Origin of the sequence: Caulobacter sp. 1776 (genome assembly GCF_040545685.1) — a bacterium.
Taxonomy (GTDB): Bacteria; Pseudomonadota; Alphaproteobacteria; order Caulobacterales; family Caulobacteraceae; genus Caulobacter.
In genome coordinates, this window is the sequence record NZ_JBEPMI010000003.1 from 318,853 (window position 1) to 345,300 (window position 26,448).

Below are 26,448 nucleotides of genomic sequence, written 5' to 3' on the forward strand. Positions count from 1 at the left end.
AGAGCCGGGACCGCCGGAAGCGCCAGTGCTTGCTGCGGTCCCGGATCGGCGCGCTGCGCGCTTGTCCGGGATAACAGCTTTCAAAGAATCCCCGGCAGGTCCAACCCCTTCTCCCGCGCGCAGTCGATGGCGATGTCGTAGCCCGCGTCGGCGTGCCGCATCACCCCGCTCGCCGGGTCGTTCCACAGCACCCGCGCGATCCGCTTGGCCGCCGCCTCCGTCCCATCGCAGACGATCACCATGCCCGCGTGCTGCGAGAAGCCCATGCCGACCCCGCCGCCATGGTGCAGCGACACCCAGGTCGCGCCCGAAGCGGTGTTGAGCAGGGCGTTCAGCAGCGGCCAGTCCGACACCGCGTCCGAGCCGTCCAGCATCGCCTCGGTCTCGCGGTTGGGCGAGGCGACCGAACCCGAGTCGAGGTGGTCGCGGCCGATCACGATCGGGGCTTTCAGCTCGCCGCTCGCGACCATGGCGTTGAAGGCCAGGCCCAGGCGGTGGCGATCGCCGAGGCCGACCCAGCAGATCCGCGCCGGCAGGCCCTGGAACTTGATCCTCTTCCCGGCCATGTCGAGCCAGTTGTGCAGGTGCGGATCATCCGGGATCAATTCCTTCACCTTGGCGTCGGTGCGGGCGATGTCCTCGGGATCGCCCGACAGCGCCGCCCAACGGAACGGCCCGATCCCCCGGCAGAACAGCGGCCGGATATAGGCCGGCACGAAGCCGGGGAAGTCGAAGGCATTGGCGACGCCTTCCTCCAGCGCCATCTGGCGGATGTTGTTGCCGTAGTCGACGGTCGGAACCCCAGCGGCCTGGAAGTCCAGCATGGCCTGTACATGCACCGCCATGGAGGCGCGAGCGGCCTTGTCGACGCTGGCCGGGTCGCGCGCCTTGGCGTCGGCCCATTGGTCCAAGCTCCAGCCGGCCGGCAGGTAGCCGTTGATCGGGTCGTGGGCGCTGGTCTGGTCGGTCAGCAGGTCGGGACGGACACCGCGCTTGTACAGCTGCGGCAGCAGCTCGGCGGCGTTGCCCAGCAGGCCGACCGAAATCGGGGTCTTGGCCATGCAAGACTCTTCGATCCAGGCCAGGGCCTGGTCGACGCTGTCGGTGGACTTGTCCAGATAGCCGGTCCGCAGGCGCATCTCGATCCGCGACGGCTGGCACTCGATGGCCAGGCACGAAGCGCCGGCCATCACCGCCGCCAGCGGCTGGGCCCCGCCCATGCCGCCCAGGCCGGCGGTCAGCAGCCACTTGCCCGACAGATCGCCGGCATGGTGCTGGCGGCCCATCTCGACGAAGGTCTCGTAGGTGCCCTGCACGATGCCCTGGGCGCCGATATAGATCCACGAGCCGGCGGTCATCTGGCCGTACATGGCCAGGCCCTTCCGATCCAGTTCGTTGAAGTGCTCCCAGGTGGCCCAGCGCGGCACCAGGTTGGAGTTGGCGATCAGTACTCGGGGCGCGTCGGCGTGGGTGCGGAAGACGCCGACCGGCTTGCCGGACTGGACCAGCAACGTCTCGTCATCCTCGAGCCGGCGCAGGGTCTCGACGATCTTGTCGAAGCTCTCCCAGTCGCGGGCGGCGCGGCCGATGCCGCCATAGACGACCAGCTCCTCGGGTCGCTCGGCGACGTCGGGATGCAGGTTGTTCATCAGCATCCGCAGCGGGGCCTCGGTCAGCCAGGACTTGGCGCTGAGCTCGGTCCCGGTGGCGGGGCGGATGACGCGGGTATTGTCGCGGCGGGTCATGGGATCCTTTCTCCTCACCCGCGCGGCGGGGAAGGTGGCGCGGCGCCGATAGGCGACGTGACGGAGGGGGCGCTGGCGGCGGCGGACGCCCCCTCCACCGCCGTTCGGCGGTCCTCCTCCCCCGCGGGCGGGGGAGGAGAGGAAGCCGCGAATTCGAGACAGGCCTTCAGGGCCTCTTCCAGCACCGCGCGCAGCGGTTCGGCGCGGTCGGGGTGGAAGGGCGTGGGCCAGGTGTCGGGTGTCGGGGGCTCATTCGGATCGTCCATGTAGCCCCGACAGGCCAGCTCCATCTGGATGGCGTGAACGCCGGTCGCGGGCTGGCCGTAGTGGCGGGTGGTCCAGCCGCCCTTGAAGCGACCGTTGGTGACGCGCGAGCGACCCGAGGCGTCGCAGGCGGCCTCGACCGCGGCGGCCAGGGCGGGATCGCAGCTCTGGCCGCTGTTGGTCCCCAGATTGAACTGCGGCAGCTCGCCGTCGAACAGCCGAGGCACGCGTGAGCGGATCGCGTGGGCCTCGTACAGCACCAGGGTCGGATGCTGCCCGCGCAGGCGGTCGATCTCGGCGCGCAGAGCGGCGTGGTAGGGCTCGAAATATGCGGTCCGGCGGCGGTCGATCTCGACCGCGTCGGGCCCGCCGTCGCGATACAGCGCCTCGCCGTCGAACGTGGTGGTGGGCGTGAGCTCGGTCGTTGCCTGGCCCGGATAGAGCGAGGCGCCCGACGGGTCGCGATTGACGTCGATGACCGTGCGCGAGATCGCCGTCCGCACCAGGGTCGCGCCCATCTCCTCGGCGAAGGCGTAGAGCCGATCGACCCACCAGTCGGCGTCCTTGCGGGCCAGCCACGGGGAGACGAGGCGGGGCTCGATGTCGGCGGGGATCTCGGTTCCGGTGTGGGGGAGGGAGATGATCAGGGGGGCTTGGCCGCGCACGACAGTCAGCCAATCCATCGAAGCAATTTTCATCGTGTCATCCCGGCCGCAGCGAAGCGGAGAGCCGGGACCCAGGGGCGGCCGCAATGCACTGGCCCCTGGGTCCCGGATCGGCCCTGCGGGCCGTCCGGGATGACACGGAAAAAGGTCATCATCGCGCCACCCCCGGCAGGTAGCCCGCCGCTTCGATCACCGCGCCTGAGCGCACCAGTGCGTTGGCGGCCTCCAGATCCGGGTGGAAGTGGCGGTCGTCGGACAGATAGGGCACCTGGCTCCGCGTCAGCGTCCGCACCGCCTCCAGCGCCGCGCTCGAGCGCAGCGGCGCATGGAAGTCGCAGCCCTGCGCCGCCGCCAGCAGTTCGATGCCCAGCACCGCCGTGGCGTTCTCGACCATGCCCATCAGGCGCCGCGCGCCGTGGGCGGCCATCGAGACGTGGTCCTCCTGGTTGGCCGAGGTCGGGATCGAGTCGACGCTGGCCGGATAAGCCTTCTGCTTGTTCTCCGAGACCAGGGCCGCGGCGGTGACTTGCGGGATCATGAAGCCGGAGTTCAGGCCCGGCTTGGGCGTCAGGAACGCGGGCAGACCCGACAGCGCCGGGTCGACCAGCATGGCGATGCGCCGCTCGGCGATCGAGCCGATCTCGCAGACCGCCAGGGCGATCATGTCGGCGGCGAAGGCCACCGGCTCGGCGTGGAAGTTGCCGCCCGACAGCGCCTCGTCCGTTTCCGGGAAGATCAGCGGATTGTCCGAGACGCCGTTGGCCTCGGTCTCCAGGGTCACGGCCGCCTGGCGCAGGACGTCCAGGGCCGCGCCCATCACCTGCGGCTGGCAGCGCAGGCAGTAGGGGTCCTGGACCCGCTCGTCCTCCTTCAGGTGCGAGGCGCGGATCTTGGAGCCGCTCATCAGGCCCCGCAGGGCGGCGGCGGTCTCGATCTGGCCGGCGTGGCGGCGCAGGACGTGGATGCGTGGATCGAACGGCGTGTCCGAGCCCTTGGCCGCTTCCGTCGACAGAGCTCCGGTGACCAGGGCCGACTGGAACAGCCGCTCGGCCTCGAACAGGCCCGCCAGGGCGTTGGCGGTCGAGAACTGGGTGCCGTTCAGCAGGGCCAGGCCTTCCTTCGGGCCCAGGGTCAGGGGCGATAGGCCGGCCGCCTTCAACGCCTCGGCCGCCGGCAGGCGCTGGTCGCCGACGAAGATCTCGCCGACCCCGATCATGGTCGCGGCCATGTGGGCCAGCGGCGCCAGGTCGCCCGAGGCGCCGACCGAGCCCTGACATGGCACCACCGGCGTCAGGCCCCGGACCAGCATGGCTTCCAGCAAGCGCACGGTCTCGACCCTTACGCCGGAAGCGCCTTGCGCCAGGCTGGCCAGCTTCAGGGCCAGCATCAGGCGGATGACCGGCGCGGGCGAGGGCTCGCCGACGCCGGCCGCGTGCGACAGGACGATGTTCCGCTGCAGGGTCGCGAGGTCCGCGTCGCCGATGCGGACGCTGGCCAGTTTCCCGAAGCCGGTGTTGATCCCGTAGACCGGCTCGCGGCGGGCCAGGATGCGCTCGACGGCCTTCGCGCTCTCGGCGATCACCGGCCAGGCGGTGTCGGCCAGACGCGCCGTCGCCCCGCGATAGATCGCTTTCCACTCGGCCAGCGGGACCGCGCCGGGTCGAAGAACAAGGTCGGTCACTGGCCTCTCCACACGCGCGCATGGAGCGGGTTGAAGCCCATGCGATAGACAAGTTCGGCGGGACGCTCGATGTCCCAGATGGCGAGATCGCAGGCCTTGCCGGCCTCCAGGGTCCCGCGGTCATGCAGCAGGTCCAGGGCTCGCGCGGCCTCGCGCGTGACCCCGGCCAGGCACTCCTCGACGGTCATCCGGAACAGGGTGGCGGCCATGTTCATGACCAGCAGCGGCGAGGTCAGGGGCGAGGTGCCGGGATTGCAGTCGGTGGCCAGGGCCATCGACACGCCGGCGGCGCGCAAGGCCGCGATCGGCGGGACCTTGGTCTCGCGGGTGAAGTAGTAGGCGCCGGGCAGCAGGGTCGCGACCGTCCGCGAGGCGGCCATGGCCGCGACCCCGGCCGCGTCCAGGTGCTCCAGATGGTCGGCCGACAGCGCATCGAACTCGACCGCCATCACCGCGCCGGAGAGGTTCGACAGCTGCTCGGCGTGCAGCTTGACGGGCAGGCCGTGATCGCGCGCGGCCTCGAACACGCGACGGATCTGGGCGGGCGAGAAGCCGATGCCTTCGCAGAAGCCGTCGACCGCGTCGGCCAGGCCGCGCGCGGCGATGGCCGGGATCATCTTCTCGCAGACCAGGGCGATGTAGGCGTCGGGATCGTCGCGGTATTCGGGCGGCAGGGCATGGGCGCCCAGGAAGGTCGCGCTGACGCCGACGCGACGGACCTCGCCCAGCGCGCGGGCGGCGCGCAGGCTCTTGATCTCGTCGTCCAGCGACAGGCCGTAGCCGGACTTGATCTCGACCGTGGTGACGCCCTCGGCGATCAGGGCGTCGAGACGAGGCAGGGCGGCCTGGATCAGCTCCTCTTCAGAGGCCGCGCGGGTGGCGCGCATCGTCGAGACGATGCCGCCGCCGGCCCGGGCGATCTCTTCGTATGAAGCGCCGGCCAGGCGCAGCTCGAACTCGTGGGCGCGGTCGCCGGCGAAGACCAGGTGGGTGTGCGGGTCGATCAGGCCGGGGGTGATCCAGCGGCCTTCGCAATCGATCGTCCTGGCGGCTTGGAAAGCGGGCGCGTCGTCGGCCGAACCGGCATAGAGGATGCGGCCGTCGCGGGCGGCGATCACGCCGTTCTCGACGATCCCAAGGCCCTCAAGCGCAGGGTCGAGGGTGGCGAGACGGCAAGTTATCCACAGGGTGTCGCACTGCATCGGTCCGTCTCCCTCACTTGTCGTCGAGCTTAATATGTATAGACATATTTGCGAACGATGAGGCTTGTCCAGTGACCGACACCCAAAATCCGACGAGCCATCCCGAGTCCTCGACGGCGGTCTGGTGTGAGAGCGCGCTGTTGGCCGACGGCTGGGCGCGGAGCGTGAAGCTGACGATCGCCGACGGTCGCATCGCGCGGATCGACACCGATGCGAGCGCCGGCGACGCCGTCCGTCTCGGTCCCGCCCTGCCGGGCCTGGGCAACGTCCACAGCCACGCCTTCCAGCGCGCCATGGCCGGCCTGGCCGAAATCCGAGGCGATACGGGCGACACCTTCTGGACCTGGCGCGAGGTCATGTACCGCTTCCTGGAGCGGCTGGACCCGGACATGGCCCAGGCCATCGCCGCCATGGGCCAGATGGAGATGCTGGAGGGCGGCTTCACGCGGGTGGGCGAGTTCCACTATCTGCACCACGCGCCCGACGGCGGCTTCTACGACAACCCGGCCGAGATGGCCGCGCGGATGGCGGCGGCGGCGCAGGAGACCGGGATCGGGCTGACCCTGCTGCCGGTGTTCTACGCCCATTCGAACTTCGGCGGCCTGCCGCCCACCGACGGCCAGAAGCGCTTCATCCACGACGTCGACGCCTTCGCGCGGCTGGTCGAGGCCTGCCGGGGGATCGTCGCCGGCCTGCCCGAGGCGGTGGTCGGCATCGCGCCGCACAGCCTGCGCGCGGTGACAGCCGAGGAGCTGGACGCCATCCTGCCGCTGGCCGCCGGCGGACCGATCCACATGCACGTCGCCGAGCAGACCAAGGAGGTCGACGACTGCCTGGCCGCCACCGGCCAGCGTCCCGTCCGCTGGCTGATGAACCACACCGAGGTCGACAAGCGGTGGTGCCTGATCCACGCCACCCACATCAACGCCACCGAGACCGAGCGCCTGGCCAAGAGCGGCGCGACGGCGGGGCTCTGCCCGGTGACCGAGGCCAATCTGGGCGACGGGATCTTCCCGACCCCGGACTATCTGGCCGCTGGCGGAAGCTTCGGAATCGGCACCGACTCCAACATCCTGATCAACGCCGCCGAGGAGTTGCGGACGATGGAATACGCCCAGCGCCTGTCCCGCCGCGCCCGCAACGTGCTGGCCAGCGGCCCGCGCCGCTCGACCGGCGGCGACCTGTGGCGCGCGGCGACCATGGGTGGGGCCCAGGCTTTGGGCGTCGGGCGCGGCGGCCTGCGGCGGGGCGCGCCGGCCGACTTCGTCACGCTCGACGCCAACCATCCGAACCTGGTCGGCCGCTCGGGGGATGCGCTGATCGACAGCCTGGTCTTCGCCGGCGGCGGGATCGACACGGTCTGGCGTCATGGCAAGCAGCTAGTCTCCGACGGCCGCCACCACGCCCGCGACGCGATCGCCGGCCGATACGCCGCCACCCTCAAGGCCTTGCTGACGTGACCGCGCCGCTGCATCAGCGCATCCGCTCGGACATCGAGGCCCGCATCCGCTCCGGCGAGTGGGCGCCCGGCCACCGGGCCCCGACCGAGGCCGAGCTTCTGGCCGAGTACGGCTGCTCGCGCATGACCGTGAGCAAGGCGATGACCGCCCTGGTCGAGGCCGGGTTGATCGTGCGCCGCAAGCGCGCCGGTTCGTTCGTGGCCCGGCCCAAGGTCCACGCGCCGGTGCTGAACATCCCCGACATCCAGTCCGAGATCGTCGCGCGCGGCGAGGCCTACGCCTTCCGCCTGCTGTCCCGTCGCGCGCGGGCCGCCGATCGCGACCGCCCGGAAGAGGTCGAGCTGGCGGCCGGCGGCAAGTTGCTGGCGCTGGACGGCGTCCATGACGCCGGCGGCCGGCCGTTCGCCCTGGAACGCCGCCTGGTCTCCCTGAAGGCCGCGCCCGGCATCGAGGCCGCCGACTTCGCCGAGCACCCGCCTGGGGCCTGGCTCTTGGAGCATGTCGCCTGGACCGAGGCCGAGAGCCGCATCAGCGCCATCAACGCCGACGCCGAGGACGCCCGCCTGCTGGCTCTGGACGAGGGGACGGCCTGCCTGGTCGTCGACCGCCGCACCTGGCGCGAGGGCCAGCACGTCACCCGCGTGCGGCAGGTGTTCCCCGGCGAGGCCTATGACCTGGTCGCGCGGTTCGGGCCTGGCGCCTAGGCGCGAGTCCGGCTTACCTCCTCGCAACCGGAGGAAGCCCATGGACCTGTACGCGCTCGCGATCCCCACCTACGCCCAGATGCTCAAGGGCCTGTCCGCCCAGTTGACCAAGGGCGAGGCCTTCGCCGCCGAGCATGGCCTGTCGCCTGACGACCTGCTGGGCGCGCGGCTGGCGCCGGACATGTTTCCGCTGTCGACCCAGGTGCGGTTCGTCTGCACCCAGGCCAGCGACCTGCTGCGCCACCTGACCGGCGCGGAGTCGTTCGCCCCGGCCGACGACGCGAGCGATTTCGACGGCGCGCGGGCCCAGCTGGCCGACGCCGCCCAGCGGATCCAGGCCACGCCGCCCTCGACCTTCGACGGTGTGGCGGACAAGCCGATCGCGCTGACCATGCCCAACGGCATCGTCTTCGACATGACCGGCGCGCAGTTCGTCCGCGACTGGGCCTTGCCCCAATTCTACTTTCACCTGACGACCGCCTACGCGATCCTGCGCCATAAGGGCGTGGCGCTGGGCAAGCCGGACTGGGTCAGCCACATGTTCGCGTATATTCGTCCGGGGACGTTTCCGGGCGGCTAGGCGGCCTAGTCCGGCATCGTCTCGAACAGGGTCACGCCCTCGGGCAGCACCACCCAGGCGGGCCGGTCGCGATTGAACAGCGCCATGGCCGGCCTGAACAGGCTCGGATCGTCCAGCGAGCCGGCATAGATCGTGTGCGAGTCGCTCAGGCCGTGCTCGCCGCCGAACACCAGGCCGCCGCAGGTCGGGCACGAATTGCGGGTCGCCTCGCCGCCCCGGAAGGCGCGGCTGCGATACTGCCGCGTCGGCCCGGTGATGGTCAGGGCCTCGGCCGCAAAGCCCATGAACGGGATGAAGCCCGACCCCGACGCCCGGCGGCAGTCGGGACAGCAGCAGACGCCCATATAGTCCGGGGCGCGATCGGCCTCCCAGCGCAGAGCGCCGCACAGGCAGCCGCCTTTGAAGGTCGTTTCGGTCATGGCGGGAGCCTAGGACGCGGCGCGAAGCCCGGTCAATTCCTGGTGGCGGGGGGCGGGATCGAACCGCCGACCTGTGGGTTATGAATCCACCGCTCTAACCATCTGAGCTACCCAGCCGCACCAGGAGGCGCGGCTTATAGGCGAGAAACGTGGGGCGTTTCAAGCGCCGGCCTACTCGGCCACGATCGCCGCCGTCACCGCGCCCAGCGCCTTCACCGCGTCCGCCGGAGCCAGCTTCACCTGCAGGCCGCGCTGGCCGCCATTGATGAAGACGTAGGGCTCGGCCAGGGCGGCTTCTTCCAGCACCGTCGGCAGGCGCTTCTTCTGGCCGAACGGGCTGACGCCGCCGACCTTGTAGCCGGTGATCCGCTCGGCGTCGGGCACGGGGGCCATGGCGGCCGACTTGCCTTTCAGGGCCGCGGCCAGCCTCTTCATGCTGACCTCCTTGTCCGAGGGCAGGATGGCGCAGGCGGGCTTGCCGTCCAGCATCACCACCAGGGTCTTGAGCACCCGGCGCGGATCCTCGCCCAACGCCTCGGCGGCCTGCAGGCCCACGCGTTCCGATCCGGGATCGTAGTCGTATGTGTGCAGCTCGAACGCGACGCCGACCTTGGTCAGCGCGATCGTGGCGGGGGTGCTCTTGGACATGCTCCGGGTGATACATGAGGTGGGCCAGGCGGTGGAATACGGATCTCGAATTCCGTGAGCGCGGCGGCCGCTTCGCAACGCGCTGTTGATGTCGCCGTCCCCGGTCTTGCCGACGACCTCGACCTTGGCGAGCCCCGGTTGGCGGAGGAGGCGTTGGCGCGGTGTACGAAGGGCGCTCAGCGCCACCCCGCCCCCTCACCCCTTCCGGAAAAACCCATGAATCCGCTCGGCCAGGGCCAAGCTGACCCCCTCGACCTTGACCAGGTCCTCCACGCTGGCCCGGCCCACGCCCTTGGCTGAGCCGAACGCGTGGAGGAGGGCCTTCTTGCGGCCTGGGCCGACGCCTTCGATCTCGTCGAGCGGGTTCTTCTTCAGGTCCATGCTGCGGCGGGTGCGGTGGGCGCCGATCGCGAAGCGGTGGGCTTCGTCGCGCAGGCGCTGCAGATAGTAGAGCACCGGCGACTTGGGCTCGAGCATGAACGGCGGCTGGCCGGGCAGGAAGAACCGCTCCAGCCCCGCGTCGCGGTCCGGGCCCTTGGCGACACCGACCACGGCGATGTCGTCGACGCCCAGATCGGCCATGATCTCCAGCGCCGCGTCCAGCTGGCCCTTGCCGCCGTCGACCAGGACGAGGTCGGGGCGGTTGTCGCTGTCGCCTTCCTCCTCCTCCTTGACCAGGCGGGCGAAGCGGCGCTTCAGCACCTCCTTCATCATGCCGTAGTCGTCGCCGGGGGTGAGGTCGGTGCTCTTGATGTTGAACTTGCGGTACTGGCCCTTCATGAAGCCCTCGGGCCCGGCCACGATCATGCCGCCGACGGCGTTGGTGCCCTGGATGTGGCTGTTGTCGTAGACCTCGATCCGCTCGGGCGGGGCCTCCAGCTTGAAGGCCTCGCAGACCCCGGCCAGCAGCTTGGTCTGGGCGCTGCCCTCGGCCATCTTGCGGCCCAGCGCTTCGCGAGCGTTGGTCAGGGCGTGGGTCACCAGCTCGGCCTTCTCGCCGCGCTTGGGGACGGCGATCTCGACCTTGCGGCCGCTCTTCACGCAGAAGGCTTCCGAGAGCAGGCCCACCTCGGCCGGCTCCAGATTGGTCAGGATCAGGCGCGGGATCGGCTTGTCGTCGTAGAACTGGCCCAGGAACGCGGTGAGGATCCGCTGCTCCTCGGTGGTGGTCTCGTCCTCGGACTCGTCAGCGTTGCCGGTCACGCGCGGGAAGTAGGCGCGATTGCCCCAGTTCTGGCCGGCCCGGAAGAAGAACACCTGCACACAGGCCTGGCCGCCCTCGACGTGCAGGGCGACAACGTCGGCCTCGTCCACGGTCTCGGGATTGATCTGGGTCTCCTGGGCGACGCTGGACAGGGCGCGGATGCGGTCGCGCAGGCGGGCGGCGCGCTCGAACTCCAGCTCCTCGGCGGCGGCCTCCATCTCCTTGGCCATGGTCGCCATCACCGCGCGGGATTTGCCGCGCAGGAAGGCCTCGGCCTGGTCGACCAGGGCCTGGTAGTCCTCCTTGCCGATCAGGCCGGTGCAGGGGGCGGCGCAGCGCTTGATCTGGTGCAGCATGCAGGGCCGGTCGCGCGTCTCGTAGACGCTGTCGCTGCACGAGCGGAGGAGAAACGCTTTCTGCAGGGTGTTCAGCGTGCGGTTCACCGCCCAGGCGCTAGCGAACGGCCCGAAATAGTCGCCCTTGATCGTGTGGGCGCCGCGGTGCTTGCGCAGCTGCGGGGCGTCGTGGTCGCGGCGGATGACGATCTCGGGGAAGCTCTTGTCGTCGCGCAGCAGCACGTTGAAGCGCGGCTTCAGCTGCTTGATCAGGTTGATCTCGAGCAGCAGGGCGTCGGCTTCGGTGCGGGTGGTGATGAACTCCATGGCCCGCGTCGCGTCGACCATGTTGGCGATGCGGTTGGTGTGGAAGCGGCCTTGCGCGTACTGCACGACCCGCTTCTTCAGGCTCTTGGCCTTGCCGACGTACAGCACCTCGTCGGCGTCGCCGATCATCCGGTAGACGCCGGGCGCGTCGGGCAGGCGCGTGACCTCGTCCTTGATCAGGGCGGCGCCGGACAGGCGGGGGGAGGAGGGGGTGTCGGTGGTCACCCAGCCGATATAGGTGAATCGTCGCCTCTGTGCATGCTGCGGCTAGGGGAAGGATACGACCAGCTTGAAGCTGCCGTCGGTGTTGGCGATGCGAACGACCGTGGCGCCTTCGCTCTTAAAGTCGCTCTCGACCTGATCCACCATGTCGGCGGGCACCTTTTTCAGCGTGAATTGTCGCGACATTGTAGCCTGCCTTCTAGAGTTTCAGATGGGCCGTGACGCGGGCGTGAAGGCGACGATGGGTCGGCAGATAGAGCAGCAGGGAGGGGCTGGTCTCTTTCGCCCCAAGGGTCTGGAAAGCTTCGACCAGCTCGGCCTTGCGCTTCGGATCGATCTCGCCGTCCGGCTTCAAGAAGGCGCTCAGCTTGTCTAGGTGTCGGGTGCGCATCGGATACCTCCTATTGGATGTTCAGGTCCTTGACCGCCTGGGCCTGGAGCGCGGGTGAAACGCCGCCGTAAAGAAGCTCGCTGATGCTGCGACCGTCCGCGTTCTCATCGAGCCACTTCTTCAGCTTGGCGGCGTTGGCATCGTTGACCGCGCCGTCCGGTCGCCAGTATCGGCGCAGCTTCTTGGCGGCTTCGGTGTAGCTGTACTCAGCTTCCGTGACCCGTTTCAGCTCCATCTTGGCGTCGACCGCTTTTGCGCCGGCGTCGGTGGTCACCCTAGTCACGGCCCCGGTAAGAGTGCCTGCGGCGTAGTACGCCTTTAGATCGGTTACTGCCGCATCTAGCGTGTAGTCCGCGACCGAACGCGCTTTGTTTTGGATGATGCGAGTCATCACTTCGTCGCGAGAGGCCTCCATCTGGGCCTTGAGCGCGGGCAGCGTTTGATTGAAGAACAGTTCCTTCTCGACACTACCTCTGAAGCCTAAAAGCAGACCGGCATAGGTCGTGAGATAGGTCTTGGTCCTGGCGCTCTTGGCGAGTGTCGCGGCCGCCGTGACTCCCGACGTCGCTAGGTCGGACCCGACCACGAAGAGCTTCTGGTCCGAGGAAAGGTTTTGCGCGAAGGCCTGATAGCTGGTCTCGATAGCCGCCGCGCACTTGTCGACGAAGGCGTTGCGCGCGACGCGCCGCTGTTCGTCGCTACTGCCTTTGTTGTCATAGTCATTGCTGTTGGGCGCGTCGTTCTTAGCGAAGACGGGGCAGGACGAGACCTTGGCCACGTCGATCGTGGTCGCTGGCGCGCCGGTAAAGCCGCTCATGCACCCGCCCAGGCCGAGCGCCGACACCACACAAGCCGCCACAATGAAAGCTGAACGCATTCTCCGCCCCCTTGGAAGAACACCGATATACTACTTTCACACTTACCATTCCGAACGACAACCATAAAGTGTCTTTGACATCCCCGATCCGGGTGGACTACGCCGCGCCCCATGACCACGCGCCCGCTCTTCGTCACGCCGCTCTATGAAGCCAGCCTCGCCGGCGAGAAGGGCTTCGAGACCTTCATCGACCAACTGCACGACGCCTGCGTCGCCATCGCCGAGGACGACGAGGCCGGCCAGGCCTGGGCCTACAACAAGGGCTATCTGGGCTACACCTCCTACGCCTCGCTGAACGACCTGCCGCAGCGCGACAGCCTGTTCGCCGAGCTGAAGAAGAAGCTCGACCGGCACGCGGCGGCCTTCGCCAAGGACCTCGCCTTCGACCTGGCCGGCGGCAAGCTGATGATGGACAGCTTCTGGATCAACATCCTGGAGCCGGGCGGTCAGCACAGCGGCCACATCCATCCCCACAGCGTCATCTCCGGCACGGTCTACGTCACCATCCCGCCGGGCGCCTCGACCCTGAAGTTCGAGGATCCGCGCCTGCCGATGATGATGGCCGCCCCGACCCGGCAGGACGACGCGCCCGAGACCTTGCGGCCGTTCGTCTACGTCCAGCCGGCGCCGGGGACGGTGCTGCTGTGGGAGAGCTGGCTGCGCCACGAGGTGACGCCCAACCAGGCCGACGAGCAGCGGATCAGCATCAGCTTCAACTACGCTTGGCGCTAGGGAAACTTGGCCGGAGGGCGAGGGGTTCTCTCCTTGAGGAGACCCGCCCATGGCCCAAACCCCCGAACACTCCGGCGCCGCCATCACCATCCAGAAGGTCCAGCCGTTCGGTGAGGGCGACATCGTCCTGACCACCCCGTCGCTGGACGCCGACGGCCATCTGGAGGACCGCCACTCAGCCTATTACGAGAACCGCTCGCCGCCGCTGGTCTGGACGCCGGTCGAGGGCGCGCAGGCCTACGCCATCGTGGTCGAGGACCCCGACGCGCCGCGCGAGCGGCCGTTCGCGCACTGGCTGATCTGGAACATCCCGGGCGAGGCCACCAGCCTGCCCGAGGGCCTGCCCAATAAGCCGAACCTGGGGCAGATCGGCGGCGCGATCCAGGGCGTCAATGACAACGGCTCGGTCGGCTGGTTCGGCCCGCGGCCGCCGCCGGGCCACGGCCTGCATCGCTATCACTTCCAGATCTTCGCCCTGGCCGAACGGCTGACGTTCGGGCCCAACATCCCGCTCGAGACCCTGGTCAGCGCGCTGAAGGGCGACACCTTGACGGAAGGGGTGATGATCGCGACCTACGAGGCGCCGGAAGCGCAGTAGAGCGCGCTTGCCCGCCGCCGGTTTCCCCGCCGCCTACCAACAAACTGGGGACGAAGTTTTTCCGTTCAAGAATTGGCGAACGCCGTTTTATGCGCAGGATGCGCAACCCTCAGCACAGAGGGTCAGCCATGACTTCGCCAACCAACGACACGCTCGCTCACGCGAGCGCGACGACGCTCGCCGCCGCCGTCCGCGCCAGGACGGTCAGCGCCCTGGAGCTCACCGACGCGGCCATCGCCCGGATCGAGGCGCGGGACGGACCGATCAATGCGGTGGTCGTCCGCGACTTCGACAGCGCGCGCGACCAGGCCCGGCGCGTCGACCAGGCCGTCGCCGCCGGCGGTGACCTGCCGCTGGCCGGCGTGCCGATGACCATCAAGGAGTGCTTCAACATCGCCGGCCTGCCGACCACGTTCGGCCTGGAGTTCGCCCGACACTATCGCCCGACCGAGGACGCCGTCGCCGTCCGCCGCCTGAAGGACGCCGGGGCGGTGATCCTGGGCAAGACCAATGTCGCCACGGGCCTGGCCGACTACCAGGTCGACAATCCGATCTATGGCCAGACCCGCAATCCCCACGACCTGAGCCGCTCGTGCGGCGGCTCGTCGGGCGGCTCGGCCGCGGCGCTGGCGGCTGGCTTGGTTCCGCTGGAGCTGGGCGGCGACGCCGGCGGCTCGATCCGCATCCCGGCCTCGTTCTGCGGCGTCTATGGCCACCTGTCATCGGTCCCGCTGATCTCGCTGGAAGGCCACGGACCGCCCGGCGGCGGGATCATCGTCGGCCGCGCCTGGGCCGCCGCTGGGCCGATGGCGCGCACAGCCGACGACCTGGCCTTGGCGTTGAAGGTGCTATCAGGTCCCGAAGGCCGGGACGCGGTCGCCTATCGCCTCGACCTGCCGCCGCCGCGCCATGCGGGGCTGTCCGGCTATCGCGTCTTCGTCCTGACCAGCCACCCGACCGCCTCGGTCGACGACGAGATCGTCGCGGCCATCGACGACCTGGCGGCCAAGCTGGAAAAGGCCGGGGCCACGGTGTCACGGCAGAGCGACCTGCTGCCGTCCCAGGCCGACTCCCAGGCCCTGGCCGAGAAGTTCGGCTGGACCTACCGGACCGGCATGGACGCCAACGTCAAGGACACGCCCGAGGCGCCCAAGGGGACGATCAAGGACTATTACGACTGCCTGATCGCCCAGGAGGTGCTGCGGCGCGCGTGGGACGTGTTCTTCCGATCGTTCGACGTGTTGATCTCGCCCTGCTACGCCTCGGCCGCGTTCAAGCAATATCCCGAGCCCGATCCGTGGCCGGGCCTGAATCGGACGCTGCGGGTCAACGGGACCGAGATCCCCTACGCCCCGCAGAGCGCCTGGCCGCTCTATTCGGGCATGCCGCACCTGCCGGCCACCGTCGCGCCGATCGGGCGCACCCGCGAGGGCCTGCCGATCGGCATCCAGTTTATCGGGCCGTTCCTGGAAGACCTGACCCCCATCGCCTTCGCGGCGCGCGTCGCCGAGGCGTTCGGAGTGACGGCGGAGGTGGCGCGGGCGTAACGGGTTCCGCCCATTCATTGTCATCCCGGCTCTTCCCCCGGCTTTCGCCGGGGTACGGCCGGATGACAATGAAGGTCAGCGCCTACGGACCGCAGACCGCCGGCTCGGCCGCTATCGCGCTCGTCTTCCAGCCGCGCTCCAGGGTCCAGGCGGCGATGGCCAGCCACAGCAGGCCCAGGAAGGCGTGGCCCCGCTGCCAGTAGCCGACGTCGTGGCCGGTGCGCACGTTCCACACCCCCGTCAGCAAGGCGAAGACCAGCAGCAGGCCCAGGAACCAGCCCAGCGAGAAATGGGCCAGGCGCCGATATCCCGGCTTGCCCCACAGGGCCCAGGCGGCGAACAGCGGCGCGAATTGGATGGCCAGGCCCACGCCGCAGGCGCGGTGCATCGGATCGGGCCAGTGGAACACGCCGGCGAAGAAGGCCCCAAGGCCGGTCAGCGCCACGAACAGGCCCGCGAACGCCGAGACGATCCGCCGGCCGCCGGCCTCTTCCAGGGCGTGGGTGAAGCCGGCCCCGGCCAACAGGCCCGCGACGCCGGCGACCATCATGCCGTAGTTGAAGACCTCGGGCAGGGGGGCCTTGGGACCGCCCAGCTCGCTGATGAACTGGGCGCCGGCGTCGAACCCTGGGAACAGGCGCTGGGCGATCAGCACGTCGGCCACCATGATGGCCGGCGCGATCACGCCGATCTTCAGGAAGGCGCCGGTGCGGGCGGTCACGCGCTCAAGGTCCCTCGATCACGAAAAAGAGAGGGCGGCAGAATCCCTTCCGCCGCCCTCCGGGTCAATGGCTTATCGCGGCTCTTCCCGATCCCGCGCTTACCGGCGAAAGCCGGGACCCAGATCCATGGCGCTTGGGCTGATCGGAAGAGCGCCACGCTCCTAGAATCCACCCCGGCGCTCCGCCATCTGGGCCCCGGCTTTCGCCGGGGAGAGCGGATTGGAAATCACTTCGCCGCCGACGGATGCCCCGCCGGGGCGAAGGCGCCGCCGAAGAAGTCGCCCTTCTTCCAGACCGGGCGGGCCGGGGTGTTGGCCAGCTCGCGAGCGATCTCGTAGTTGACCAGCGCGAACTTGGCGGCCGCCTGGTAGTCGATCGGCTGGTTCAGGTCGTCGCCCGGGTGGTGGTAGTTGGTCTTCAGGAAGGTGGTGAAGGCCTTCTCGCCGCCGTTCTGGAAGCCGGTCATCAAAAAGACCGCAGGAACGCCCTGCTCGACGAAGCGGTAGTGGTCCGAGCGGGTGAACAGGCCTTCTTCCGGCAGCGGGTCGCCCGACAGGGCCACGCCCACCCGGCCGGCGGCGTGCTTGACCGCCTCGCCGATGGTCGAGCGGTCGGCGCCGAACGCGATCACGTCGGTGAACGGATACAGCAGCACCGGCATGTCCAGGTTCACGTCGGCGGCGATGTCGGCCTTGGTCACCGTCGGGTTGTTGGCGAAGTAGTCCGAGCCGACCAGGCCCTTCTCTTCGCCGGTGAGGGCCAGCAGGATGATCGAGCGCTTGGGGCGGGCCTTGGTGTTCTTGAAGCCGCGCGCGACCTCCAGCAGGGTCGCTATGCCCGAGGCGTTGTCGAGCGCGCCGTTGTTGATGCGATCCTCGCCGGGCTTGGCGTTGTCCTTGATGCCGATGTGGTCCAGGTGGGCCGACAGGATGACGGTCTGGGCCTTCAGCGTCGGGTCCGAGCCCTCGATCATGCCGACGACGTTGCTGCTCTCGCGCTTCTCGATCTCGGTCTTCAGCACGACATTGGCCTTGGTCGCCAGGGCGAAGCCCTTGACCGCGCCGGCCGGGGTCTCGGCCTCGGCCAGGACCGAAGCCAGCGGCGTCGGCGCGCCGGCGAACAGCTTCTCCGCGCCGGCCAGGCTGAGCGTCACCAGGCTGGGGGCGCCGGGCGCGCGGATGGCGCCGACGTCCTGAGCGTTGCGCCAGATCACCCGCCATTCCTTCATGCCGGCCAGGCCGCGCGCGAACGGGCGGCGCTTCTCGCCGCCGGTGGTCGGCATGATCATCACGCCGACGGCGCCGCGCTTGGCGGCCTCGGCGCGTTTGACATTGGGGTTGCTGAAGTGGGCGCGCTCCTCGGTCTGGATCGCGATCGGGGCGCCGGTCAGCAGGACGACGATCTTGCCCTTGACGTCCAGGCCCGCGTAGTCGTCGCGGCCGCGGCTGGGATCGACGACGCCGAAGCCGGCGAAGACCAGCGGCGCGTTGACGGCCACGTCGGCGGCCTGGGCTTGGGCGCCGGGCAGGTAGTCCTCGCCATATTTCAGAGCGGTGGTCTGGCCGTCGGCGCCGGTGATCGCCACCGAGCCCTCGCCCGCCGGACGGAAGGCGATCAGCGGCACATGCTGCTGATAGGAGACGCCGGTCGCCGTCTTGTCGCCGGCCGGCTTGACGCCCAGCAGGGCGTATTGGGCGGCGACGTAGTTGGCGGCGATGTCGTAGCCGCGCGTGCCGGCCTCGCGCCCTTCCATGGCGTCGTCGGCCAGGAAGGTCATGTGGGCCTTGATGGCCTCGGGCGACGGCGTGAAGTCCGAGACCGCTTTCTTGGTAGCGGCGGTGGCGGGCTTGGCGGGCGCGGCCGCGAGGACCGGCTGCGCGACCATGAGCAGGGCGGCGCTGGCGAGCGCGGCGCGACGCGTGAACGACATATCTTGAGCCTCTTGGGAAAGCGGGCCGCCCCCGGCCCGCGTGTGGCCGAACCATGTCGGTGTGCTGACGGCTTGTCGAGACGGGCCTGTCTGAAGGTTTTGTAATGTTGGGCAGGATTTGTCGCGGAGAACGGCGTTCTCGCAATGGTCGCCCATCGCCTTGCCGGACCAAGGCCAGCACCGGCCTCGCCCGGTTCGGTTAGCGACAGATTCACCCTGTTGGGGCGCGCCAGGCCGGGCCTTCGACATGGTTAACCGACGCTAAAAAAGATGACCAATTCATGAATTTTACCATTTTTGGTTGCATCTCCTTAACCGAGCTGGCGCGAAAACCAACATCAAGAACGCAACGCCAGAGGGGACATCCCATGCAGGCTCTCTCGATCGCCGCCGCCGGAATGATGGCCGCCGCCGACCGGCTGCAAGCCAGCGCCCAACGCGTCGCTTCGGCGGGGGCGCAGGCCGAGCGGGCCGAGACGCTGGGTGATGTCGATTACGTCCAGGAGCGGGCTGGGCAGATCAGCGCCGCCACCGACTTCAAGGCCAATGCGGCGGTGATCCGGACCGCCGACGAGATGACTGGCGCGCTGCTCAACATGAAGGTCTGAGCACCGCCCAACGACGTTAGAGCCTGGCCAGTCGGTTCGGTCTTCCACCGGGCTGAACGGGCTCTAGCCGCCGGACGCTCAATGCGCGCCCCCCTTGCAGCGGGCGTTCGGCAGCCGCCTCCCGCTTTGCCCCCTAGTCTTGCGGGAGGCGGCCCCCAGTTTTTCGTTTCCTTAGTTCCCGCGCGTCGGCGTCTAGGCCTTCTTCGATTTCGCCGCCACGTTGCGCGCCACGGCCGCCTGGAACAGCGCCTTGAACGCCGCCGCGTCGATCTCCGCGCCTTCGGGAAAGTCGATGGCCCGGCGGACATTGCCGTCGAGGCTGGAGTTGAACAGGCCCTTGGGATCGGCGATCGCCGCGCCGTGGGCGAAGGTGGTCTTCACGTGGGCCTTGTAGACCTCGCCGGTGCAGATCAGGCCGTCATGCGACCACACGGGCTTTCCCCACTTCCACTCCTCGACCACGTCGGGATCGGCTTCGTGGATAAGGGCGCGCATGCGGGCCAGGGTCTGGCCGCGCCAGTCGGTGAGCGCGCCGATCGCGCGGTCGATCAGTTGCGAGGCGGGAACGCCGACGTCTTCGGGGGCGGTCTTCTTCATGGTTCGTCCTTGATCACATCTTTTCGCCGGGCAGCCGGCTGGCCTGCTTCACCCAGTCGATGAACTGGCCCTCGTCGAGCGGGGCGTCTTGCGAGACATGCAGATAGCGCACGTCCTTCTGCTTCGAGCCGACCGGCGGCGGCGGGTCCAGCGCCGCGCCGCGGAAGAAGGCCACCTTAACGTACTTGGCGACCACGTGGACGCCCAGGAACCAGCCCAGGCCCTCGACGCCGTACAGCGGCGAGTTCCATTTCACCGCCTTGGCCACGCCGGGGACGGCCGCCGCGATCAGGGCGTCGAGCCGCGCGCCGACGTCGCGCTTCCAGCCGGGCAGGGCCGCGATATAGGCCCGCACCGGCGCGTCGCCGTAGCCCTTGGCGATCTGGGGATTGCCCCCGGAGAGCAGGACCGGCTCGGTCATGGCTTCCTCGCTAGGCGTTGACGCGCCGCGCGGCGCGCCACTTCACGGCGTAGGGCAGCACGAACATGTACAGCCCCGTGGCCAGCAGCAAGATAAGCGGGATCAGCGCGAAAAGGCCAACCCAGTAGGGCGGCTGGCCCTGGGTCATGACGGCGATATAGCCGAGCACGCCGGCCGTGAAGGCGATCGACAGCCAGCGGTGGATCTGGCGGATGGTGTTGCTCATGGCGGTCTCCTCTGGTCGCGGCCGGGTTCAGTCGGCCTTGGCCAGCAGCTGGTCCAGATTGTCCAGGAAGGTCTTCCAGCCGGCGTGGGCGCCGCCGAAGGCCTGCTTCTGGTCGGGGCGGAAACCGGCCTGCTCCATGCGCAGGTGCGTGCCCGTCGGGGTCGGAGTCAGGGTGAAGGTCACCACGCTGGTCAGGTCGTAGGCCGGGTCCTCGTGCTTGAAGTTCCAGGTGTAGGACAGGCGCTTCTGCGGCTCGATGGCCAGCACCTCGCAATCCAGCACCCCGCCCCACTCGCCGCGCAGGTTGAAGCGGTGGCCGACCTGGGGCTTGAAGTCGTTCTTCATCAGCCATTCCTCCATCAGGTGGGGCTGGGTCAGGGCGCGCCAGAGCTTTTCCGGCGCATGGGCGATGTCGCGCTCGACGATGACGGAGCGGGTGGCGGTCGTGGTGTCGGTCATTGATCCATCCTTTTCAAAAGATCCTCGAGCGCGTCGAACCGGCCTTCCCAGAAGCCGGCCATCTGGCTCGTCCAATCGATCAGCGGGGCTAGGGCGCTCAAGTGCGCGCTGTAGTGTGTCTGACGGCCTTCGTGGCGATCGCTCACCAGCCCGGCCGCCTTCAGGACGCCCAGGTGCTTGGAGACCGCCGGCTGCGAGACCCCGGCCTGGGCCGTCAGGGCCCCGACCGTCTGCTCGCCCTGGCGGCACAGGCGCTCGAAGATCGCCCGACGGGTCGGGTCGGCCAGAGTCCTGAAGATGACGTCGTGGGCGTCGGGCATCGAAATCCATAACCTTGTGGCTATGGGTTATCTCATAACTCCAGGGTTATGAATTAGTCAAGCGCGCGCGATGTGAATCCAAACCGGCCCCTCAAACTCATCCGTCATTCCCGCCCTTGTGGCGGGAACCCCTCTGTCCGCCGCAAGGGCAGTGGTGTGGCGGGCTGGCCCGCCAATGCGCTTCACGTGTCAGCTGAACCAGGGGTTCCCGCCACAAGGGCGGGAATGACGGTGCTGGAGGAGGGATTTCGGATACCGGCCCCTAGTGCGCCGCGCGGCCGGCCAGGGCGTGATCGATCACGGCGCGGACCTTCGGCGACAGCTGGCGGGTGGCCGGATAGAGGGCGTAGAGCTCGCGGTCCTCGGCCTTCCAGTCGCCGAAGCTCAGCTCGACCAGGTCCGGGAACCGCATCGCCAGGCCGCGTGGCAGGTAGGCCGCGCCGAGGCCCTGGTTGGCGGCCAGGGCCCCCATCGACAGGTCGTCGACCGAGGTCCCGATCGTGCGGGGCGCCGCCGCATAGGTCTCGCCGCTCGTGTGGACGAACCGCCAGTTCAGGATCGGCGGCGTGACGACGACGGGCAGGCGGGCCAGCCGCCGGGGGTGGTCCAGGCTGGCGGCCTCGGGATGGCGCGCCAGGAAACCCTGGCTGGCGTAAATGCCGTAGAGCGAGGTCCACAGCTTGCGGGCCACGTGCCGGCCCTCGGGCAGCGGGGCCAACTGGAAGGCGACGTCGATCCCTTCCTCGATCAGGTCTGGCGCGCCATTGGTCAGGCGAAGGTCCAGCGTCAGGTCTGGATGCTGGGCGGCGAAGGCCAACAGGTGCGGGGCGAAGGTCTCGTTGCAGACATGATAGGGCGCGGTGACGGTCAGCTTGCCGGACAGGCGCGCGTCGCAGACGTCCAGGCCCCGGGCGGCGGCCTCCAGCTCGTCCATCGCCGCCGCCGCGCGGTCGACGAAGGCGCGGCCGTCCTCGGTCAGGGCCACGGCGCGAGTGGTCCGGCGCAGGAGCTGAGTCTTGTAGCGGTCCTCGAGGGCGGCGACCCGGCGGCTGACCGAGCTGGTCGGCAGGCCCAACGCCTTGGCGGCGGCGACGAAGCTGCCCTCGCGCGCCACCTTCAGGAAGATCGCCACGTCGTCATAGCCCAGCATGGCGCCCTCGCTCGAAATGCCGCGATCGGAGATCGGCGCCGGTCGGGTCCGGCGCAAGGTCGCCGATTGTCCCGGATGCGGAAAACAGAGCTCCCGGAGGCGCGATTGTCCCGTCGGGCGGCGGCCCGCATCTGACGCTCCGGCTCACGGCGACCGTGGGCGGCAAAGGAGTTTTGGCCATGAAAGCGCTCGTTCAGGACCGCATCGGTTCGCCCCTCGACGTCGTGGAGCTGCGGGATATTCCCCAGCCCGAGCCGGGTCCGGGCGAGGCCCTGGTGCGGATGGTCGCCGCCGGCATCCATCCGGGCGACTTCTTCTACACCCAGGCTCAGTATCCCGAGGCCAAGCGGCCCAGCCTGCCGGGCCAGGTGGTCGGCAACCACGGGGTGGGGCGGGTGGTCTCGACCGGCGGTCGCGCGGACCTCTCGCCGGGCCAGTTGGTGGCGTTCAGCGCCACGCGGCTGTGGGCCGAGTTCGTCACGGTCGACCCGGCCTACCTGGTCCCGCTGCCCGACGACTATCCGGTCGAGCGCGCCGCCCAGCTGATGCCGGCGATCACCGCCCGCGACCTGCTGGAGGCCAGCGAGGTCCAGGCGGGCCAGTGGCTGGCCGTGACGGCGGGCCATTCCCTCGTCTCCACCCTGCTTATCCAGATGGCCCGGCGGCGCGGCGTGCGGGTCGTGGCGATCGTGCGCAAGACGGTCGAGGGGCGCGACCTGAAGGCGCTTGGCGCCGAGGCGGTGATCGCGCTTTCGGCGCTGGAGATCCCGCTGGCCGAGGCCGTCCGCAAAGCGATCGGCGGCGCCAATCTCGCCGGCGTGGTCGACGCGATCGGCGGGGCGGTGCTGACCCAGCTGCTGGAGGCCCTGGGCTTCCTGGGCCGCGCGGTGATCGTCGGCGCCTACGATCTGGCGCCGTTCCAGACCAACGCCCTGAAGGTGCTGATGGAGGGCCAAGTCATCCGCGCCTACATCTACCGCTACTTCTTCGACGCGCCGCCGCCGGCGGACGCGGCCTGGCTGAAGAGCGTGCTGGACGAGCTGGCCGATCCCGCGACCGAGGTGCTGATCGCGGGCCGGCGCGGCATCGACGACTTCCGCGCGGCGCTGGAGGACACGGTGCGGGCGCCGGAAAAGGGCAAGCAGGTGCTGGTGTTCGACCAGGCCTGACTCCTTTCGCCCGTCCCATCCGTCTTCCTCGGGCGACGACAAAGGAGTGCGCACATGACCCTGAAGGACAAGACGGTGGTGGTGACGGGCGGATCGCGCGGGCTGGGGCTCGGCGTGGTCGAGGCCGTGGTCGCGGCGGGCGCGAAGGTGACCGTGGTGGCGCGCGACGCCGCGGACCTGGCGGCGGTCGCCGGCCGCTTGGGCGTAGCCACCGAACGCGCCGACATCACCGACGCCGAGGCGGCCGCCGACATTGTCGGGCGGCTGCGACCCGATATTCTGGTGCTGAACGCCGGGGCGGTCCCGCCGATGAAGCCGTTGGACCAGATGACCTGGGACGAGTTCTCGACCACGTGGGAGACCGACGTGAAGGGCGGGCTGTACTGGATCCAGGCCGCGCTGAAGGCTCCGCTGGCGCCGGGCAGCCGGGTGCTGGTCGGCTCCAGCGGGGCGGCGGTGCAGGGTTCGCCGCTATCGGGCGGCTATGCCGGGGCCAAGCGGATGCTGTGGCTGATGGCCAAGTACGCGGGCCGGGTCTCCGACCAGCGGAGCCTCGGCCTACGCTTCCAGGCGATCATTCCCCGTCAGATGATCGGCGGCACCGGGGTCGGCGACGCGGGGGCGGCCGGCTACAGCCGCGCCCAGGGCGTGACGCCGGAAGCGTTCCTGGCCGGCTTCGGCGAGCCGATGCCGCCGCGCCGCTACGGCGAGCTGGTGGTCGGGTTCCTGCAGGACGACGCCCTGGCCTCGGCGCCGGCGGTGACTTTCCGGGGCGACGCCGGGGCCGTCGCGCTGGACGACGCGGCCTAGATGGCCGGGGCGAACGGGGCAGGCGTGGACGAGGCGGCCTTCATGGCCGAAGCGGCCGCCCTGCGCCCGGCCCTTCACCGCTACTGCGCTCGCCTCCTGGGCTCGGTGCTCGACGCCGAGGACGTGGTCCAGGACGCCCTGGTCCGCGCGCTGGTGGCCTTGCGCGGACTGGACGCGCCGCCCGAGCCGCGCGCCTGGCTGTTCCGCATCGCCCACAACCGGGCCCTCGACCTGCTGCGGAGCCGCACCGTGCGCGCGGCCCAGCCGATCGAGGCCGCCGACGACCTGGCCGATCCCGACCATGAGCCGGCCGACGAGACCCTGATGCGCCAGGAGGCCGTCGGGACCGCGCTCGACCGCTTCCAGGGGCTGCCGGTGATCCAGCGCAGCGTGGTGATCCTCAAGGACGTCCTGGGGCAGAGCCTGCAGGAGATCGCGGGCCTGCTGGACCTGACCGTCGACGCGGTCAAGGCGCACCTGGCTCGCGGGCGGGCGCGACTGAGGACGATCAACGCCCAACCGCCGGCCGCCGTCCCACCTGTTCGGCCCGTCTCACCGGCGGTGGCGCGGTACGCGGCCCTGTTCAACGGCCGCGACTGGGAGGCTTTGCGCGCCCTGTTGGTCGACGACGTGCGCCTCGCGCAGTCGAACCTGCCGCCCCGCGTGGGCGCGGCCGATGTCGGGATGTTCTTCGGGGCCTATGCGCGGTTGGAGCCGGTCTTCCTGGCGCCGGCCTGGCTGGAAGGGCGCGAGGTGCTGGCGGTGTTCGCCGCCGAGGGCGACGCGCGGCCGATCTACCTGATGTGGCTGGACTGGCGGGACGGCGGCATCGCCTTCATCCGCGACTACCGCTACGTGCCCTATGTGATCGAGGCGGCGGACCTGAGGCTGGCGCCCTGATCCTCACGCCAGCCGCTCCAGGGTCAGCGGATCCGCCGCGCCGGCGAAGTACTTGTCCAGCGCCTGCTGGAACGCCGGCTCGCCCGGATCGGCTTCGCGGAACAGGGTCAGGCTCGAGCGCAGCTTCAGGTCGTCGGGCGAGCCGAACACCGCGTGGGCGTCGCGGCCGGGCAGGGCGAGGAGGGTCTCGACGGCCTCGACCAGCCGTGGACCCAGCACCGGATGGCCCAGATAGGCGCGGGCCTCGGCCAGGTCGGCGATGGCGTAGAGCCGGGCCGTCGGGCTGTGGCCCAGGCCAGCGATCTGCGGGAAGATGAACCACATCCAGTGACCGGTCTTCTCGCCGCGCCGCAGCTCGGCCAGGGCCGCGTCATAGGTGGCGGTCTGGGCGTCGATGAAACGCGCCAGGGGGCGTTCCGGCGGCGGGTCGAGACGGCGGGGCTGGGCCATGCCGTTCAAACGCGCGAACCGCGCCGAGGCTTCCGATCAAGCGATATCTGTCATCCCGGCCAAGCGCGAAGCGCGCCGAGCCGGGACCGCCGGAAGCGCCGAGCTTCTTGCGGTCCCGGCTCTCCGCTACGCTACGGCCGGGATGACAGAGATTACGCCCCAAACCGCCTCGCCGCCCACTCGATGAACACCCGCACTCGCGGCGAGAGCTGGCGGCTCTTCGGATAAAGCAGCGACACCGGGGTCGGGGTCGGCGGGAAATCGGCCAGCACCTCGACCAGCCGGCCGTCGGCCAGGCAGTCCTCGACCCGGTAACGGGGGATCTGGATCAAGCCCAGGCCCAGCAAGCCCATGGCCACGGTATTCTCGGCCGAGTTGATGACCACGTCGGCCGCCACGGCGATCTGGCGGACCTTGCCCTCGATGGTCAGCTCGAGCGGGTAGGGGTGTCCGGTCCCCGCCTGCAGGAAGCCGACCATGCGGTGAGCGGAAAGGTCGTCGGGCGTCTTCGGCGTTCCATGTCGTTCCAGATAGGCGGGCGAGGCGCAGGTGACCTCGGGCAGCAGGGCCACGCGGCGGGCGACCATGGCGCTGTCGGCCAGGTCGCCGACCCGCAGCACGCAGTCGACGCCCTCGCGCACCAGGTCGACCAGCCGGTCGCCCTCGGTCAGCTGGATCTTCAGCTCCGGATAGCGGGCCAGGAACTCGGGCAGGCCGGGCAGCACGAAGCGGCGCGCCAGGGCGCCCTGGACGTCCACCCGCAGCAGGCCGCGCGGCGTCCGCTCGCGGAACGCCCCCTCGGCCTCCTCCAGGTCGTCCAGCAGGCGCAGGCAGCGTTGGTAGTAGGCCTCGCCGTCCAGGGTGGGGCTGACCTGGCGGGTGGTGCGCTGGAGCAGCCGGACGCCCAGCCGCGCCTCCAGCTGCTGCACCGCCTCGGTGGCGGTCGAGCGGGGCAGGTCGAGGTCGGCGGCGGCTCGGCTGAAGCTGCGGCGGTCCACGATCCGCGCGAACAGCCGCATCGCCTCGAACCGATCCACCCGCCGCGCTCCTATTATTCGGATAAGCGAATAGTCATGTCGCGAATG

General features: G+C 69.6%; 28 protein-coding genes, 1 tRNA gene and 4 pseudogenes. 12 read left to right on the top strand and 21 right to left on the bottom strand.

Features of this window, described 5'->3' with window-relative positions; all coding sequences use genetic code 11:
• Nucleotides 1–80 precede the first annotated feature (80 nt).
• Nucleotides 81–1,745 (bottom strand): urocanate hydratase, encoded by a 1,665-nt coding sequence (gene hutU, locus ABIC66_RS10055; protein ID WP_354069873.1) that lies wholly within the window; start codon nt 1,743–1,745, stop codon nt 81–83.
• Nucleotides 1,746–1,891: 146 nt separating this feature from the next.
• Nucleotides 1,892–2,692 (bottom strand): annotated as a pseudogene (hutG, locus tag ABIC66_RS10060) (N-formylglutamate deformylase); the annotation flags it as partial.
• Nucleotides 2,693–2,703: 11 nt separating this feature from the next.
• Here hutG and ABIC66_RS10065 point away from each other — a divergent pair.
• Nucleotides 2,704–2,850 (top strand): annotated as a pseudogene (locus ABIC66_RS10065) (hypothetical protein); the annotation flags it as partial.
• Here the strand turns inward: ABIC66_RS10065 and hutH are convergent.
• Nucleotides 2,826–4,367, bottom strand: a complete 1,542-nt coding sequence (gene hutH, locus ABIC66_RS10070) for a histidine ammonia-lyase (protein WP_354069875.1) — start codon at nt 4,365–4,367, stop codon at nt 2,826–2,828. The pseudogene ABIC66_RS10065 and the gene hutH sit on opposite strands and share 25 nt — an antisense overlap.
• Nucleotides 4,352–5,557 carry an imidazolonepropionase gene (gene hutI, locus ABIC66_RS10075; protein WP_354069877.1) on the bottom strand — a complete coding sequence of 402 codons (1,206 nt, stop codon included), beginning with the start codon at nt 5,555–5,557 and terminating at the stop codon, nt 4,352–4,354. The genes hutH and hutI overlap by 16 nt, the downstream gene beginning before the upstream one ends.
• 71 nt (nt 5,558–5,628) lie before the next feature.
• On the opposite strand from hutI, the gene ABIC66_RS10080 reads away from it, so the two are divergent.
• The 3 genes from ABIC66_RS10080 to ABIC66_RS10090 are packed head-to-tail and all read left to right on the top strand — an operon-like array spanning nt 5,629 to nt 8,301.
• Nucleotides 5,629–7,017, top strand: coding sequence for a formimidoylglutamate deiminase (locus tag ABIC66_RS10080; RefSeq protein ID WP_354069879.1), 1,389 nt, complete (start codon nt 5,629–5,631; stop codon nt 7,015–7,017).
• Nucleotides 7,014–7,721 (top strand): histidine utilization transcriptional repressor HutC, encoded by a 708-nt coding sequence (hutC, locus tag ABIC66_RS10085; RefSeq protein WP_354069881.1) that lies wholly within the window; start codon nt 7,014–7,016, stop codon nt 7,719–7,721. Before ABIC66_RS10080 ends, hutC begins: the two co-directional genes overlap by 4 nt.
• Before the next feature lie 40 nt (nt 7,722–7,761).
• Complete coding sequence (locus tag ABIC66_RS10090) at nt 7,762–8,301, top strand: DUF1993 domain-containing protein (protein WP_354069883.1); 540 nt, start codon at nt 7,762–7,764, stop codon at nt 8,299–8,301.
• Nucleotides 8,302–8,306: 5 nt separating this feature from the next.
• Here ABIC66_RS10090 and ABIC66_RS10095 read toward each other — a convergent pair whose 3' ends face one another.
• The 7 genes from ABIC66_RS10095 to ABIC66_RS10125 all read right to left on the bottom strand — a co-directional run bounded on the left by ABIC66_RS10095 (nt 8,307) and on the right by ABIC66_RS10125 (nt 12,724).
• The gene (locus ABIC66_RS10095; protein ID WP_354069885.1) at nt 8,307–8,720 is read right to left on the bottom strand and encodes a GFA family protein; all 414 of its coding nucleotides are present in this window, start codon (nt 8,718–8,720) and stop codon (nt 8,307–8,309) included.
• 40 nt (nt 8,721–8,760) lie between these two features.
• Nucleotides 8,761–8,837, bottom strand: a tRNA-Met gene (locus ABIC66_RS10100).
• Nucleotides 8,838–8,891: 54 nt separating this feature from the next.
• Complete coding sequence (gene ybaK, locus ABIC66_RS10105; protein ID WP_354069887.1) at nt 8,892–9,368, bottom strand: Cys-tRNA(Pro) deacylase; 477 nt, start codon at nt 9,366–9,368, stop codon at nt 8,892–8,894.
• 195 nt (nt 9,369–9,563) lie between these two features.
• Entirely contained in the window at nt 9,564–11,468 is a 1,905-nt protein-coding gene (uvrC, locus tag ABIC66_RS10110) for an excinuclease ABC subunit UvrC (protein ID WP_354070319.1), read from the bottom strand.
• Between the two features lie 33 nt (nt 11,469–11,501).
• The gene (locus tag ABIC66_RS10115; protein ID WP_354069889.1) at nt 11,502–11,642 is read right to left on the bottom strand and encodes a hypothetical protein; all 141 of its coding nucleotides are present in this window, start codon (nt 11,640–11,642) and stop codon (nt 11,502–11,504) included.
• A 13-nt stretch (nt 11,643–11,655) separates the two neighbouring features.
• A complete protein-coding gene (locus tag ABIC66_RS10120; protein ID WP_354069891.1) occupies nt 11,656–11,847 on the bottom strand; it encodes a hypothetical protein in 192 nt (63 codons plus the stop codon).
• 10 nt (nt 11,848–11,857) lie between these two features.
• A complete protein-coding gene (locus ABIC66_RS10125; RefSeq protein ID WP_354069893.1) occupies nt 11,858–12,724 on the bottom strand; it encodes a hypothetical protein in 867 nt (288 codons plus the stop codon).
• Between the two features lie 111 nt (nt 12,725–12,835).
• Between ABIC66_RS10125 and ABIC66_RS10130 the strand changes: the two genes are divergently transcribed.
• The 3 genes from ABIC66_RS10130 (at nt 12,836) to ABIC66_RS10140 (ending at nt 15,601) form a co-directional block, all read left to right on the top strand.
• The gene (locus ABIC66_RS10130; RefSeq protein ID WP_354069894.1) at nt 12,836–13,456 is read left to right on the top strand and encodes a TIGR02466 family protein; all 621 of its coding nucleotides are present in this window, start codon (nt 12,836–12,838) and stop codon (nt 13,454–13,456) included.
• 49 nt (nt 13,457–13,505) lie between these two features.
• Nucleotides 13,506–14,054 (top strand): YbhB/YbcL family Raf kinase inhibitor-like protein, encoded by a 549-nt coding sequence (locus ABIC66_RS10135; RefSeq protein WP_354069896.1) that lies wholly within the window; start codon nt 13,506–13,508, stop codon nt 14,052–14,054.
• A 128-nt stretch (nt 14,055–14,182) separates the two neighbouring features.
• Nucleotides 14,183–15,601, top strand: a complete 1,419-nt coding sequence (locus tag ABIC66_RS10140; protein ID WP_354069898.1) for an amidase family protein — start codon at nt 14,183–14,185, stop codon at nt 15,599–15,601.
• Between the two features lie 82 nt (nt 15,602–15,683).
• On the opposite strand, the pseudogene ABIC66_RS10145 reads toward ABIC66_RS10140, so the two are convergent.
• Both ABIC66_RS10145 and ABIC66_RS10150 read right to left on the bottom strand, forming a co-directional pair.
• Nucleotides 15,684–16,390, bottom strand: a pseudogene (locus ABIC66_RS10145) (DUF998 domain-containing protein).
• A 159-nt stretch (nt 16,391–16,549) separates the two neighbouring features.
• Nucleotides 16,550–18,253, bottom strand: a complete 1,704-nt coding sequence (locus ABIC66_RS10150; protein ID WP_354069900.1) for a M28 family peptidase — start codon at nt 18,251–18,253, stop codon at nt 16,550–16,552.
• 368 nt (nt 18,254–18,621) lie between these two features.
• Between ABIC66_RS10150 and ABIC66_RS10155 the strand changes: the two genes are divergently transcribed.
• Nucleotides 18,622–18,861, top strand: coding sequence for a flagellar basal body rod C-terminal domain-containing protein (locus ABIC66_RS10155; RefSeq protein WP_354069901.1), 240 nt, complete (start codon nt 18,622–18,624; stop codon nt 18,859–18,861).
• 94 nt (nt 18,862–18,955) lie between these two features.
• Nucleotides 18,956–19,027: pseudogene (locus ABIC66_RS24210) on the top strand (endonuclease domain-containing protein); the annotation flags it as partial.
• Nucleotides 19,028–19,053: 26 nt separating this feature from the next.
• On the opposite strand, the gene ABIC66_RS10165 reads toward ABIC66_RS24210, so the two are convergent.
• The 6 genes from ABIC66_RS10165 to ABIC66_RS10195 all read right to left on the bottom strand — a co-directional run bounded on the left by ABIC66_RS10165 (nt 19,054) and on the right by ABIC66_RS10195 (nt 22,091).
• Nucleotides 19,054–19,458 (bottom strand): DUF1801 domain-containing protein, encoded by a 405-nt coding sequence (locus tag ABIC66_RS10165; RefSeq protein ID WP_354069903.1) that lies wholly within the window; start codon nt 19,456–19,458, stop codon nt 19,054–19,056.
• A gap of 13 nt (nt 19,459–19,471) precedes the next feature.
• Nucleotides 19,472–19,879, bottom strand: coding sequence for a DUF1801 domain-containing protein (locus ABIC66_RS10170; protein WP_354069905.1), 408 nt, complete (start codon nt 19,877–19,879; stop codon nt 19,472–19,474).
• Between the two features lie 10 nt (nt 19,880–19,889).
• On the bottom strand, nt 19,890–20,105 hold the full coding sequence (locus tag ABIC66_RS10175) for a hypothetical protein (protein ID WP_354069906.1): 216 nt from the start codon (nt 20,103–20,105) through the stop codon (nt 19,890–19,892).
• 27 nt (nt 20,106–20,132) lie between these two features.
• Nucleotides 20,133–20,564: an SRPBCC family protein gene (locus ABIC66_RS10180; RefSeq protein ID WP_354069908.1), complete on the bottom strand. Its 432-nt coding sequence runs from the start codon at nt 20,562–20,564 to the stop codon at nt 20,133–20,135.
• Nucleotides 20,561–20,884, bottom strand: a complete 324-nt coding sequence (locus ABIC66_RS10185; RefSeq protein WP_354069910.1) for an ArsR/SmtB family transcription factor — start codon at nt 20,882–20,884, stop codon at nt 20,561–20,563. The genes ABIC66_RS10180 and ABIC66_RS10185 overlap by 4 nt, the downstream gene beginning before the upstream one ends.
• 262 nt (nt 20,885–21,146) lie before the next feature.
• On the bottom strand, nt 21,147–22,091 hold the full coding sequence (locus ABIC66_RS10195; RefSeq protein ID WP_354069912.1) for a LysR family transcriptional regulator: 945 nt from the start codon (nt 22,089–22,091) through the stop codon (nt 21,147–21,149).
• Nucleotides 22,092–22,213: 122 nt separating this feature from the next.
• On the opposite strand from ABIC66_RS10195, the gene ABIC66_RS10200 reads away from it, so the two are divergent.
• Genes ABIC66_RS10200 through ABIC66_RS10210 form a run of 3 tightly spaced genes read left to right on the top strand, consistent with a single transcriptional unit; the run spans nt 22,214 to nt 24,913 of the window.
• Entirely contained in the window at nt 22,214–23,203 is a 990-nt protein-coding gene (locus ABIC66_RS10200) for a quinone oxidoreductase family protein (protein ID WP_354069913.1), read from the top strand.
• Nucleotides 23,204–23,257: 54 nt separating this feature from the next.
• Nucleotides 23,258–24,013 carry an SDR family oxidoreductase gene (locus ABIC66_RS10205; protein ID WP_354069914.1) on the top strand — a complete coding sequence of 252 codons (756 nt, stop codon included), beginning with the start codon at nt 23,258–23,260 and terminating at the stop codon, nt 24,011–24,013.
• A complete protein-coding gene (locus ABIC66_RS10210) occupies nt 24,014–24,913 on the top strand; it encodes a sigma-70 family RNA polymerase sigma factor (protein WP_354069916.1) in 900 nt (299 codons plus the stop codon).
• A 3-nt stretch (nt 24,914–24,916) separates the two neighbouring features.
• Here the strand turns inward: ABIC66_RS10210 and ABIC66_RS10215 are convergent, their stop codons facing one another.
• Together ABIC66_RS10215 and ABIC66_RS10220 are read right to left on the bottom strand one after the other, a co-directional pair.
• A complete protein-coding gene (locus tag ABIC66_RS10215; protein ID WP_354069917.1) occupies nt 24,917–25,363 on the bottom strand; it encodes a DUF1810 domain-containing protein in 447 nt (148 codons plus the stop codon).
• Nucleotides 25,364–25,515: 152 nt separating this feature from the next.
• On the bottom strand, nt 25,516–26,400 hold the full coding sequence (locus ABIC66_RS10220; protein WP_354069919.1) for a LysR family transcriptional regulator: 885 nt from the start codon (nt 26,398–26,400) through the stop codon (nt 25,516–25,518).
• Nucleotides 26,401–26,448: the final 48 nt, after the last annotated feature.